The organism is Dactylosporangium sp. CA-052675 (genome assembly GCF_050947935.1).
Classification (GTDB): domain Bacteria; phylum Actinomycetota; class Actinomycetes; order Mycobacteriales; family Micromonosporaceae; genus Dactylosporangium.
The window spans coordinates 10,110,653-10,122,681 of sequence record NZ_CP192010.1 but is presented as its reverse complement, the minus strand read 5'-3'; the positions used below and the strand labels follow the sequence as shown (position 1 = coordinate 10,122,681).

Annotated in this window: 15 protein-coding genes; 6 read left to right on the top strand and 9 right to left on the bottom strand. The window is 68.3% G+C overall.

Annotation, left to right across the window (positions count from 1 at the left end; all coding sequences use genetic code 11):
* Positions 1–257: 257 nt before the first annotated feature.
* Positions 258–365, bottom strand: a complete 108-nt coding sequence (locus ACQP1P_RS45580) for a hypothetical protein (RefSeq protein WP_433090406.1) — start codon at positions 363–365, stop codon at positions 258–260.
* 239 nt (positions 366–604) lie between these two features.
* Between ACQP1P_RS45580 and ACQP1P_RS45575 the strand changes: the two genes are divergently transcribed.
* Both ACQP1P_RS45575 and ACQP1P_RS45570 read left to right on the top strand, forming a co-directional pair.
* Positions 605–2,155, top strand: a complete 1,551-nt coding sequence (locus ACQP1P_RS45575; RefSeq protein WP_433081271.1) for a BTAD domain-containing putative transcriptional regulator — start codon at positions 605–607, stop codon at positions 2,153–2,155.
* Between the two features lie 119 nt (positions 2,156–2,274).
* On the top strand, positions 2,275–3,366 hold the full coding sequence (locus tag ACQP1P_RS45570; RefSeq protein WP_433081270.1) for a hypothetical protein: 1,092 nt from the start codon (positions 2,275–2,277) through the stop codon (positions 3,364–3,366).
* A 436-nt stretch (positions 3,367–3,802) separates the two neighbouring features.
* Here the strand turns inward: ACQP1P_RS45570 and ACQP1P_RS45565 are convergent, their stop codons facing one another.
* Positions 3,803–4,207 carry an RICIN domain-containing protein gene (locus ACQP1P_RS45565; protein ID WP_433081268.1) on the bottom strand — a complete coding sequence of 135 codons (405 nt, stop codon included), beginning with the start codon at positions 4,205–4,207 and terminating at the stop codon, positions 3,803–3,805.
* Positions 4,208–4,434: 227 nt separating this feature from the next.
* The gene (locus ACQP1P_RS45560; protein WP_433081266.1) at positions 4,435–4,725 is read right to left on the bottom strand and encodes a helix-turn-helix domain-containing protein; all 291 of its coding nucleotides are present in this window, start codon (positions 4,723–4,725) and stop codon (positions 4,435–4,437) included.
* A 727-nt stretch (positions 4,726–5,452) separates the two neighbouring features.
* Between ACQP1P_RS45560 and ACQP1P_RS45555 the strand changes: the two genes are divergently transcribed.
* On the top strand, positions 5,453–5,899 hold the full coding sequence (locus ACQP1P_RS45555; RefSeq protein ID WP_433081264.1) for a MarR family winged helix-turn-helix transcriptional regulator: 447 nt from the start codon (positions 5,453–5,455) through the stop codon (positions 5,897–5,899).
* Positions 5,900–6,621: 722 nt separating this feature from the next.
* Here ACQP1P_RS45555 and ACQP1P_RS45550 read toward each other — a convergent pair.
* The 4 genes from ACQP1P_RS45550 to ACQP1P_RS45535 form a co-directional block, all read right to left on the bottom strand.
* Positions 6,622–7,104, bottom strand: a complete 483-nt coding sequence (locus ACQP1P_RS45550; protein WP_433081262.1) for a transposase — start codon at positions 7,102–7,104, stop codon at positions 6,622–6,624.
* A 197-nt stretch (positions 7,105–7,301) separates the two neighbouring features.
* Positions 7,302–7,457: a hypothetical protein gene (locus ACQP1P_RS45545; protein WP_433081260.1), complete on the bottom strand. Its 156-nt coding sequence runs from the start codon at positions 7,455–7,457 to the stop codon at positions 7,302–7,304.
* Positions 7,458–7,550: 93 nt separating this feature from the next.
* On the bottom strand, positions 7,551–7,940 hold the full coding sequence (locus tag ACQP1P_RS45540; protein ID WP_433081258.1) for a hypothetical protein: 390 nt from the start codon (positions 7,938–7,940) through the stop codon (positions 7,551–7,553).
* Positions 7,941–8,093: 153 nt separating this feature from the next.
* Complete coding sequence (locus ACQP1P_RS45535) at positions 8,094–8,666, bottom strand: TetR/AcrR family transcriptional regulator (RefSeq protein ID WP_433081256.1); 573 nt, start codon at positions 8,664–8,666, stop codon at positions 8,094–8,096.
* 62 nt (positions 8,667–8,728) lie between these two features.
* Between ACQP1P_RS45535 and ACQP1P_RS45530 the strand changes: the two genes are divergently transcribed.
* Entirely contained in the window at positions 8,729–9,130 is a 402-nt protein-coding gene (locus ACQP1P_RS45530; protein ID WP_433081254.1) for a nuclear transport factor 2 family protein, read from the top strand.
* Here the strand turns inward: ACQP1P_RS45530 and ACQP1P_RS45525 are convergent, their stop codons facing one another.
* Both ACQP1P_RS45525 and ACQP1P_RS45520 read right to left on the bottom strand, forming a co-directional pair.
* Positions 9,131–9,328, bottom strand: coding sequence for a hypothetical protein (locus ACQP1P_RS45525; RefSeq protein WP_433081252.1), 198 nt, complete (start codon positions 9,326–9,328; stop codon positions 9,131–9,133).
* A 627-nt stretch (positions 9,329–9,955) separates the two neighbouring features.
* Positions 9,956–10,780 (bottom strand): MerR family transcriptional regulator, encoded by an 825-nt coding sequence (locus ACQP1P_RS45520; RefSeq protein WP_433081250.1) that lies wholly within the window; start codon positions 10,778–10,780, stop codon positions 9,956–9,958.
* Positions 10,781–10,828: 48 nt separating this feature from the next.
* Between ACQP1P_RS45520 and ACQP1P_RS45515 the strand changes: the two genes are divergently transcribed.
* Both ACQP1P_RS45515 and ACQP1P_RS45510 read left to right on the top strand, forming a co-directional pair.
* Positions 10,829–11,155: a nuclear transport factor 2 family protein gene (locus ACQP1P_RS45515; RefSeq protein WP_433081248.1), complete on the top strand. Its 327-nt coding sequence runs from the start codon at positions 10,829–10,831 to the stop codon at positions 11,153–11,155.
* On the top strand, positions 11,152–11,994 hold the full coding sequence (locus ACQP1P_RS45510; protein ID WP_433081246.1) for an SDR family NAD(P)-dependent oxidoreductase: 843 nt from the start codon (positions 11,152–11,154) through the stop codon (positions 11,992–11,994). Before ACQP1P_RS45515 ends, ACQP1P_RS45510 begins: the two co-directional genes overlap by 4 nt.
* The last annotated feature ends 35 nt before the right edge of the window (positions 11,995–12,029 follow it).

Genomic DNA, 12,029 nt, shown 5'->3' with positions numbered 1-12,029 from the left:
GAAGGCCCCGGTGGCGCGCGACCGACCGTGCGTCGCCGGCGGTCTTCGTCCCCTACCGCGCCGAGCCGTCGTACTCGACGATCCGATTCTTCCCCTCCACTTTTTGCCGCGTGTATCGCGACATCGGCGTTGCGGAGCATCTCCGACGGGATTCGCCGGGGCGCGTTGGCATCGGTGACGAAGACGCCCCAGCTCGTGTTGATAGACATTCTTCTATCATTGATGGAGTAAGGAGAGTTGACCTCATTGAGCAGTCGCTACGCCCACTGCCGCGCTTCCTCCCTCGCAGTGTCCGACAGCAACACCACGAATTCGACTCCACCAAGCATGACGGCCGTGGCGCGGGATGGGGCTGCCTTGCGGATCCGCCGCCCAACCTCTACCAGCAGTTCGTCATCTGGACGGCGGTCGCGGCCGGCGACTCGCTCTGCTGTGCGACGCGAAAGTCAAACCGGGCCCCAAGGAACCGCGCGGCCGCGGCGCGCATCAGGACAGCTACGTCTCTCCGCGGAAGCGACGTAACGATGAGCCCGCTAGTGGCACACACCTCTTCGTTCAAGCCCACCGACGTGTCGTCGGCTTACGAGGAAGGAAGTGGCCCACAGTGAGCAAGGGAGTCATCCGCTTCGGGGTGTTGGGCCCGCTGGAGGTTTGGCGCGACGGCGAGAGCATCGACCTACCGGCAGCGAAACTGCGCGTCATATTGGCCACCCTGTTACTGCGCAGCGGTCAGCCCGTTCCGCTTGCCGAACTCATCCAACGGCTTTGGGAAACCGATCCCCCGCTTGGCGCTCGTGGCGCGGTACAGACCTATGTAACGCGGCTACGTCGCACTCTCGGCGTCGAAGGCCTTCTACACAACCGGCACGGAGCGTACATCGTCGAAGTCCCAGCTGGGGCTTCCGACCTCGTAGAGTTCGACTCGCTGCTGGCCACCGCTCGCACAGCGCGGTCCGCCGGAGATACAGCAAGTGCGCTCATTGCCCTGCGCCGAGCCACCGCGCTCTGGCGCGGCCCGATCCTCGCCGATGTCGACTCGACAGCTCTGCAGCGCGACGACGTGCCGGGCATCCTGGAGCGCTGCTTGGAGGCGGCCGGACAGCGTTTCGAGTTGGAGCTCGCAGCTGGCAATCACCGCGGCGTCGTCGAGGAGTTGCGGAGGATGACCACGGCCTATCCGCTCCAGGAAGGGCTGCGGGGACATCTCATGCGGGCCTTGCACGCATCGGGCCGGCGGGCGGAGGCATTGGCGGTATACCGCGAAACACGGGACTTGTTGCGTACGGAGCTCGGGCTCGAACCAGGTCATGAGCTGCAAGCGGTGCACAGCGCGCTACTGCGCGACGAGACTCCGCCGTCAGCAGGGACCGGCGTGATCGCGACCGCATATCAAGCGGTATGTCAGCTGCCACCCCCGACCGCGGACTTCGTCGGGCGCACGGACCAGCTCAGCGAACTAGAAGCCAAACTGGCTCCGGATCATGAGTCCGTTCCGATCGTTGTGCTCAGCGGTGTGGCCGGCGTCGGCAAATCGACATTGGCCGTGAAACTTGGTCATCGCCTGCGTCCCGCCTTTCCCGACGGCCAGCTCTACGTCAACCTCGAGGGCGCCGGACGCCAACCCCGCGATCCGGCCGAAGTGCTGGCCGAGCTCTTGGACGCGCTCGGTCGCCCGTCATCCACTCTGCCGCACGGCCTCGCCGCCCGATCAGCCGCGTTCAGGGCTCGAGTCGCCGACCGCAACGTGCTGATCGTATTGGACGATGCCGCCGACGCGGGCCAGGTAGCGCCGTTGCTGCCTGGCACGCCCGGTACCGCAGCAGTAATCACAAGTCGACGGTCGCTGCCGGAGCTACCCGCGACGCACCGGCACCGGCTGCACCCGTTCTCCGTCGACGAGGGCATGGCACTGCTGAGCCGAATCGTCACCGACGACCGCGTACGAGCGGAGTCGGACACCGCGACCGAAATCGTAGAACTCTGCGGGCGGCTGCCGCTTGCCGTGCGGATCATTGGCGCCCGACTTCAGCCGCGTCCCACCACACCGCTCGGCGCGCTGGCCGAACGACTGCGCGACGAAAGACAGCGGCTCGACGAGCTGACGGCAGGCAACCTGCGCGTACGGTCGGAGCTGGACTCGCCTATGCCGGGTTGACATCGTCAGGGCAAAGTGCCCTGCGTGCGATGGGGAGGCTGCACCCAGGGCACTTCGCGGCCTGGGCTCTTGGCCGGATATGTGACGGTGACGGAGAGCGCCTCGCCGAGCAGCTCACCATGGCCGGTCTACTCGACCTCGTGGGCACCGACATCACGGGGCAGGCCCGCTACCGGCCGCACGACCTCGTGGGTTTGTTCGCTAGCGAACTGTACGAACAGGATGATCACGACGGATTTCGCCGCTACCTGAATGAGCTTCTTGGTCTGAGCGGTCGGGCGTATGCCCGGGTCAACCGGGTCAACGAAGGTTTGCCGCCGAGCCGCCTCCCGTCCGATCCGGATCCGGCGCTGGTCGGGCTCGTCGCTGATCCCGACGCCTGGGTACACACCGAGCGGGCACAACTGCTCCATGCCATCGAGCTCGCCTGTCGACTCGGATGGCATGAGGATGCCGCGGTCTTGGCCGACCTCGTCATCCCGGCGTTGGCAGTCCGCGGTGGGTTCGAGCAGCTTCAGCGGGCCCGCGCGGTGGTGCGCGACGCCGCGTTCGCGGCGGGCGACGAGTTGGTGGCTTATCGAGCGGAGACCAGCAGAGGCGACATCTTGCTGTCGCAGCGGATCGGTGAAGCCAGCGCCGCCTTCGCCGCCTGCGTGCCCGCCTTCCGGCGGCTCGGATTGGCGCGAGAGCTGGTGCATAGCCTGACCGGGCTGGCCTTCGCGCGCATGTGGGAGGGATCGCCCGCCAGCGACTTGGCGAAGGAGGCCACGCTCGTGGCCTACGAATCGGGTGAGCAGGAGAGCATCGTGCTGGCCTTGCGTACCCACGCGGAGACACTGCTCGTCGACCGTCCTAGGGACGCATGGCCATTGTTGGAGCAGGCCTTGACGGTGTCGCGGTCCGTGGGCGATGCGGAGGCCGAACGGATACTGCTTGTCCGGATGACCGACTGCGCGCTGACCCTAGGCGACCTGGCCGCCGCTGAGAAGGCCCACGCTCAGGCACAGGCCGCGACCGACCCTTGTGAACAACACGTTGGGCGTGGCCTGGCTCCTGCCGCATCACAGCCGGCTACGGCGGGCACGGGAGGAACATGCCGCCGCCACTCGGGAGGCCGAGCGGGCGCGAGAGTTGACGGAAGCGGCCGGAGACACCCGCGGAGTTGCGACTGCGACGCTCCATCTCGGCGAGCACCGGCTCGCGGCGGATGACGCCGAAGCCGCTTTCGTTGCACGCCCGCAGGGCGCTGGACCTCCTCGCTGAACACCCGGTTCCCCGGCTGACGGAGTGCGCTCGGCGCCTCTTGCAGCGTGCGGACGCGGCTACCGCCCTGTTCGCTTCCGGTCACGGATGCCCCGGATGAGGGAAGTGGGCCGGTCCAGTTATTCGTCACACCGCCAGCAGCGTCGTCGTCTGGTTGTGGGCGAGGTCCGCACCGAACAAAGATCTCGACAGCAAGGACTCGCCGACGCGTAGGCTGGTCGCGGGCCCGCCTGGCAGCGGACCAGCGACCACCCAAGGCTCATTCAGGATGCTGCCTCCAGCCCGCGCGACAACCCGGCCGACGCAGCCGGGCCGCCCACGAAGCGAATCTGGCCAACGCTCGGCCACTCGGACCGAACACATCCGTCAAGTCAGAACGTTACGTTAATAAATCAACCAACGCTGGCTGGCCACCGCGTTGTCGCACCTGGAGGTGGAGAGGCGCCCGCTGCTGCTGTCCAGGCACCGTTCCGTTGCTGCGTTGTGGAGCTGGTAGCCGGGGTTCCCTCCCAGATACCAGCGTTGATAGGCTCCGCCGTTGCACTTGAGGACATACACGCTGCCGGCCGAATTGCTGTCCAGGCACAAGCCCGTCTGCCAGTTGACGAAAGTCGTCTCGCCGGCACTGTTGGGGTTGATAGTCCATTTCTGTGCGCTTGACCCGTTGCACGTCTTGACCGACGGTCCGGATACGTCAAGGCACTTGTTGCTCTCGTTCCGGTGGTAGACGGTTACCATCCTGGCTGCCGCGCTTGCCGGGCTGGCCCAGGTCAGAGTCGTCGCCGCCACAGCGGCCACCATACTGGCCACCCCGATCGTGCGTTTACGTTGGCCAATCATGCTTCATTGCCCTTCAGTAGGTTGCCTGAACATGCCACCCTCCGGACCGAGCTTTGGACCGCCAAGTTGGCGATCACGCGCATACCATTGCGGCGCCCGACCCTGCGCGTTTTCCTCCCGGACGATAAACATCGACTGCATTGATTCAGATCCTGGCACCCGCAGCATCAGGAGCGCTATTGAACCTTGGTACAGGCACAGCCCGCCGCCGAGTCATGAATGAAGGCGAACGCTATTACCGCCGCACGCACTCGTGAGCACACCTCAAGCTTGGCGATGATGCTTGTGACGTGGGCCTTGACGGTTCGTTCGGTGATACCGAGTCGTCCGGCTATCTCCCGGTTGGCGGCTCCGCTCGGCAATAGCACGAGCACTTCCCGTTCGCGGCCGGTGAGCCGATCGAGGCGTTGGAGTTGCGACAACAACTGGGGACCGGTGAAGCATGGGCCGTCGGGAATGCCACTCATCACTGCTCCAGTCCCTTTGCGGCGTACAGAAGCAATGGATCTAACCGTTGGCAGCAAGGGGATACATGACTGCGCCACGGGCCACGAACGGCGGGTAGATCGAGCAGCGTGAACGGGTCGCTCGGGGAGTAGCAACCACCCGTCCGCGCCTCGGCACCCCGGGAAGCGCGCCCCGGACGGGTGCCGGGAGCGTGGCTGTTGCCCGTTGGGGCGAAGCCGACGACTTCGGGCAGGACGCCGGACTCGTCCGACACCATGAACCGTGTCGGCAGGCGCCAACCGGCGTGCGCTGCGGCGGCAAGGACGAGTTGCGGTGGCGGCGACCGCAGGCTGGAACAGGCTGCGACGAATCGGCGACGGTGCAACAGAGACCCCTCCCTTCAACTCGGACGACCAGCACAAGATACTTCCTTTCCGAACTAGTTCACCGCACCGTTGACACAAGAATCGGAGGGGCGTTTCCGATCCGTTACCTGCTGGGAGGCGTCGCCTCCTCCGGTCCTCCGTCGTTGCTCGCCGCCGATGTCCGGTCCGGTTCCGTTGCGGCGGCGACGCATCCGCGGGCCAAGCCGAGGAACGCCGTCGACGCTGCTGTCGTCCACGATGAGCAGCGGCTACTGTGGCCGACTGTGTGTACGCCGCCGATCGCGCCCGAGGAATCGCCGGTGTCTGGGTCTCATTGCGAGGAGCATGCACGATGAGCCGTCGGCCGCAGCACTCAATCGGAGTGCTGTTCGACGTGTTCACGGTCGAGGAGCGCGTCGGCCAGCTGTTGCGGTTAGCGCTGCGGTCGACCGGACTCAGACCGGTCGAGTACGGCGTGCTGAGCCTGCTCGCCACGGTCGGCCCGGCCACGCCGTCGGAGATCTCCCGGGCGACGGGGCAGCCGGCGTCGACCATGTCCGGCCACCTCGCCACGCTCACCCGGCGTGGGCTCATACGACGCGAGCCAGCGCCGGTCGACGGCCGCTCGGCCCTGCTCGTACTAACCGACCACGGCCGGCGGTTGCATGCTGAAGCCGTCGAGCGGGTGCGGCGGCACACCACCCGGCTGCGCGCCGAACTCCCGATGCCGCTCGATGAGGTACGGGCGGTGCTGCATGGGCTTGCCGACGCGCTGGACCGCACGATCGCGGCGGGCGGCGGCGCGGCGTCCGCGGATCCGCAGAGGTAATGGATCGACCGGTACGGATCAGCGCCGGTGACCAGGCCGGCCCGTGCCGTACCGACGACCTGGCCATCCGCTCAACCCCCACGCCCGCCCCTGGGTGTGGGGACGGCCACCGCCATCGACCCGCACTCTCCGCCGCACGTTCGTGTACCGCCTTGACGAACGGAGTACTAGCTTGTATTAACCTTCATCGCTGTTTGTGAGCCTTGAGGCTCTTGTCTCGTTTGGTGGTCTTGCCGACGTCGTGCTGGACGTCGTGTAAGCGGTCTTCGACCCTGGCGGACGGCCTGGGCCGGCTGTAGTGGGTTTCGGTGCGCTGGCCGGTCGGGCGGTTTTCGGGCGTAGGTACCGAAACCCGCGGCGGACCCGGGCCGGGGTGAGCCGGTCCGGGTCGGTCGGGCGTTCCGAGGGACGGCGCAGGTCCTGGGTAAGCCGGCGGGCGAGCCGGAGCTGGGTGTGGCCGGCGATCACCAGCCAGGTCCATCGATCGGCGGCCTCGGGGCTGCGTAGTCTCGGGGCGGTCTATCCGAGGGTCTGTTTGAACAGGCGGAAGGTGTGTTCCGGGTCGAACCTGCGCAGGACGCCTGCCACAGATTGTCCACATGCGACGGTGAGGCACCGGTACGGGATGACCACAGCCACAACGGTTTCGGGTCGCGGTCACCGGGAAGATGCCGCACGGTGAGCCGGATCAGGGTGCCTTCCAGCACGGGCAGGTCACCGGCCTAGTCCAGCGAGGCAGCCCGGCGGGTAAGCCGGGGATGCAACCGATACCACGCCTGCGCGGTCGCGATGCCGTAGCGGGTGGTGTCGGTGGTCGTCGCATGCCCCGGCGCCGGCCAGGTGCCGGCATCGGCGAGGTGGAACTCGCCGCCGTGCTTGGCCGGCCAGCCCATTGTTCCCGGCCGGCGGGGTGCGGGAAGTCGCAGCACCCGGTCGCTGCGCAACCGGCCCAGCACCTCGACCGGCAGATCAGCAAGGAGGAACGCCAACCGGGCCGGGTCGTAGCCGGAGTCGAAGACCACCAGCACGTCCGGGTCGCCGTCGTGCCAGTGCCCGGCGTCCAGCAGCCGGTACAGCACCGCACGAACCTGTCCGGCGGTCACCTCAGCCACGTCATCGTCCGGGCCGAGCCGGACCGCGTCCCAGCACCGCGGTCCACGACGTGCGGCCGGGGTTCCAACGCGGCCATGAACGAGTACGGCCACCCCGGGACCTGCAGGTCCTGGTTACGGCTCCGGCCGTGCACGTGCCAGAACAGCCGGTCGGGGCGGAGTGATCTCGACGTCCGGATCTGCCGCGTTCGGTGCGCGAAGGCCAGCTGGAGTTCAGCTCAGTGGCTGACCGGCATGCCATCACTGATGGCCTGACGTAGCCAGTTGAGTGCATCAGACCATGGCGAGGTTCAGTCACGTTGCATGGTCCGGGCCGCAGCCACGACCTCGCTCAGCTGCTCGCTGGTAAGCCGCCGCGCCTTCCAGGCCAGCGCGGCGATCTCCACGCTCGCCGGGTGGACGTGCGCGTCCTCAACGACCGGCCCGACACCGCTCAGCGCGACCACGTCGCCGGGCGGGCACCGGTGTCGCCACCGACGGACTGGCCGACGAACTGGCCGAGGGCGGCCCCGTTGACCGGCCGCCCTCAGCCGCGATCGCTACACCGTGGTCAACGTGACCGACGACAGGTCCCGCTGGCCCAGCGACGTCTTCACGCGCAGGATCAGCAGGTGCCGCCCGGGGCCGCCTTCGACACCGTTGCCGGAGTTGGTCGGCAACAGCGTCGCCACGCCGTTGTCGACCAGGTACAGGTGGCCGTTGGACTGGGCGCACTGCGTGTACGGCAGCGACGCGGTCCACTCGAAGGTGGGATGCCCGGGCGCCGCGACGACCGGGTTCGACGACGTCAGGGCGCCGGTCGCGTTCTGCAGGCAGATGGCTGAGTCGACGGTGATGTCGGCGTGGGCCGCCCCGGCGCTCACCAGGAGGGTGCCGATCGTGGTCAGGGCGGCCAGTGCGGCGGCGCCGCTCGTACGCAAAGTGCTCATGTCCCAGAAGGTGTTCCATCCCGTTCCGGGCTGACCGGACCTCTTGCCGGACAGTTCGCCGCAGCATGACGGGCGCGCAGTTGCGCGGCCGCCGTGAGCGGCATCCGCACATGCCGATGAGCGCGTGCCCTTAGCACTTGTTGGGCGCGCACTTCAGTCGGTGGCGGTTTCGGTTGGAGCGGCAATGCCGGTCCGTAGTAGTGCGACCAGGCGGCGGGCGTTCGTGGGATCGGCCGTCAGGGCAGCGCCGCTGGCCAAGGTCAGCACGTCGGCGGCGGTGAGGTCGGAACGGAGGGCTGGCTGCGCGCGCCGGACCAGGCGATCGGCTGTTGAGGTGATCGACGTGTGCCATTGACGGAACAGCGTGGTGCGGCGTTCGTCGGTGCCTTCCGTCGCGGCCAGGGCAAGGGCACGTTTCGTGGCCACGTGCACGACGAATTCGTCGAGCCAGGCGAACAGCGCGTCCGCCGGCTCCGCGGACTGCAGGAGTTGTGCGCCGCGTTCGCACAGTGCGGCGACCTCGTCGGCGTAGACGGCGACGAGCAGGTCGGCGCGGGTCGGAAAGTGGCGGTACAGGGTGGCGTTGCCGACGCCGGCGCGCCGGGCGATCACGTCGAATGCGACGTCGTTGCCCGCTTCGGTGAGCGCCTCACGAGCCGCGGCGATGAGCCGCGAGCGGTTGCGAGTCGCGTCGGAGCGCGGGCCTCGCTTGCTATCCGGGGACATCCCCGGATATGGTACCCGAGGCTAAACGGGGAGTACCCCACTTAGGTCGAGAGGGGATCACGATGGCCATCACCGCAGACGACCGGATCGCTATCACCGACTTGATCAACTCGCACGGCCACCTGACCGATCGCGGTGACTTCGACGGTCTGTCGGCGCTCTTCACCGAAGACGTCGTCTACGACGTGTCGGCCCTCGGCAGTGGCACATTGGTCGGTCTCGCGGCGGCTCGCGAAGCGGCGCTGGCCCTGGCCGACGCCAACCCGGTCGCCCATCACGTGACCAATATCGTGCTGCGCGAGACGGCGGACGGCACCGTCAATGCCCTGTCCAAGGGATTCGGAGTCATGGCCGACGGATCGACCGGCAGTGTCACGTACGAGGACACCGTCGAACGCACGGCCGTCGGCTGGCGTATCGCACACCGCGTCGTGCGTCCCCGGCGCACGCCCCTGCATGACTGATCACCGGCGACCGCATCGCCACTCGGCACCGGCTGCAGCGAAGAGCAGCACCGGCCGGGACAGTCGCTCCAGCGGCACGAGCGCGACCACGTGCCACGGCCCCGCGTGCGCCTGGAGCTGCACGGCAAGGTCGACCGCCGGCGCGCCGACGCCGACCGCGAGCGCCACGGCGGCCGGGATGCTCCGACTGGCCTTCACCACGACATGGTCGGCCGACCCGCAGCCACCGTCGACCCCGACCGCCGAATCTTCACAAACAGACGCTGCCGAGCATCACCAAGACGGCGCCGGGCCGTCGCTCCCTCATCCACGTGCTCGTGCCGGGATTCGATCGCTGCCGGAGCACTCGATCAGGTGCGCGCACATGGCCGCAGGTCGTGCGCGCAAGCCGGTCGGGCCGTGTGTGGGGCGGCGATGCGAACGCAGGGTCGGGAGAAACTCGTGCTAGACGGCCTGATCGAGCGCCTGTCGGCCGTCAAACGGCATCAGGCGTGGGACGGACTGCTGGCCACGGCGTGCGGCATCGCCGGCCGGCCGGATCAGGCGCGAGCGGCCTTGAGGCTTACGCAGCCCAAGCGGCCGGCCAGAACGGGCTCATGGCAGAGCAGTCTTGGCGCTTCGTGCGCTCTTTCGTCAAGCACTTCCGGCTGGAGCGCTCGAGCCTGCCGTTCGACATCCCCGACAACCAGTAGCGCACCCCCGTCACGCCGAACGAATTCACCGAATGGCCGCAATCGGGCGGCCGAGTCGATGATGATCAAGGCCGGGCAGCATCAAGCGGTGATTGAACTGGGGAAACGCGGATCAACCGTCAGCCTTGTCGCCTCACCGATCTCCGCTCTCCGGGGTGAGGTGGAACACCGGCCAGCCGATCTCGGTGCGCCAGTCGGCCGTGGTCGGGGTGTCGCGCGGGCCGACCACGTACGTCTCGTCCACCGGGCCGTCGACGGCCAAGGCGTGCTCCACCACCCACGATCCCAACAAGCCGTACGTGACGCCGATGTCGTCGTGCCCGCCCGGATGCACAGCGACGGCGAGGTCAGCCGGTGGCAGCTCGACGACCTCGATGCGGCCGGTCGCCCGGGGTTCGCGGACCGGGCGGTACACCGTCATCGTCCCGGCGCCGGCGGTGAACAGCTCGTTGGCGTAGCGGCCGCCGGGTGGGCCGGTGCGCTCGTGCGGGGCGAAGGCGGCGTCGAGTTCGGCCATTGCGGCGTCGTACCAGCTGGTCGAGTCCTTCAGCGTGACGCGGCCGCGAACGGCGGCGACGGTGCGGGCGGGCACGGAGCGCAGCTCGACCCGCAGGTCGTCCGGGTCCGGACGTAGCAACCGGCGCAGCGAAACGACGGCGGCCCGGGTGCGCTCGAGCTCGTCCTCCAGCCGGCGCAGATGCCCGGCGATGAGGTCCGCGCGCCGCTGTGGGTCGTCGGTGGCGAGGATGGACTTCACCTCGGCGAGCGGCACGTCCAGCTCGCGCAACCGGTGGATGACCTGCGCGGACGGGATCTGCTCGGCGCAGTAGTAGCGGTAGCCGGTGAACGGGTCGACGGTGGCCGGCTCGAGCAGGCCGGCCTGGTGGTAGCGACGCAGCGTCCGCACGCTCAGGCGGGTCAGCGTGGCGAACTCCCCGATGGTCAGTCCCTGGCGCATGGTCCCAGTCTTGACCCTCTCCCTGGGAGAGACTCCACCGTTGGCCTCATGGACATGCCCCTTGTCATCACGACATATCTGACCGCGCACAACGCTCGGGACGTCGACAGCGCGATCGCGGCGTACGCGTCCGACGCTGTGGTGATCGACGACGGCCACAGCTATCCCGGCACGGATGCGATCCGCGCGTGGCTGGCCGGTGCGGCGGCCGAATACACCTACACCACCGAGCTCATCTCCGCCACGCGGCTCGACGAGGAGCGGTACGACGTGGTGCAGCATCTGGACGGTGACTTCCCCGGCGGGGCGGTCGACCTGCACTACCGGTTCACCCTGCGCGGCTCCCGCATCGTCCGGCTGGTGATCGAGCCGTGAGGACCTGGTTCATCACCGGCGGGACGCCGGGCGGCTTCGGCATGGCGTACGCCGACGCGGCGCTCGAAACGGGTGACCGGGTGGTGCTGACCGCGCGCCGCCCGGAGCAGCTGCGGGAGTGGGCCCGGCCCCACGGCGACCGCGTCCTGGTCCTGCCGCTGGACGTCACCGACGCGGCGCAGGTCCGCACCGCGGTGGCCGCCGCCGAGCAGCGCTTCGACGGGATCGACGTGCTGGTCAACAATGCCGGGCGCGGATGGTACGGCTCGATCGAAGGCATGGCCGACGACGCGGTACGCCGCACGTTCGAGCTGAACTTCTTCGCGCTGCTCTCGGTGACGCGGGCGGTGCTACCCGGCATGCGCGAGCGGCGCCGCGGCTGGATCCTCAACATGTCGTCGGTCGCCGGCCTGCGCAGCGTCATCGGGTTCGGCTACTACAGCGCCGCGAAGCACGCCGTCGAGGCGGTGACGGCCACACTGCGCGAGGAAGTTGCCCCGCTGGGCATCCGCGTCCTGGCGATCGAGCCTGGAGCGTTCCGGACACGTGCCTATGCCGGGTTCGCCGACGAGCCGCTCACCGAGACCATTCCGTCGTACCGCGAAATGCTCGAAGGCGTGCGGGCCGCGATGATCGACCAGGACGGCAACCAGCCCGGCGACCCGCTGCGCGGTGCCCGTGCGGTCATCGCCGCGATGGCCGAGGATGCACCGCCGCATCGGCTGGTACTCGGCAGCGGCGCCTACGACGCGGTGACGTCGACGCTCCGCGAAGCACTGACGGACATCGCCCGATCCGAGGCTGCCTCCCGCGCCGCCGACTTCCCGGCGGGAACGTGACGCAGGCGGGAAAATCGGTGTACCGCAACAGGTTC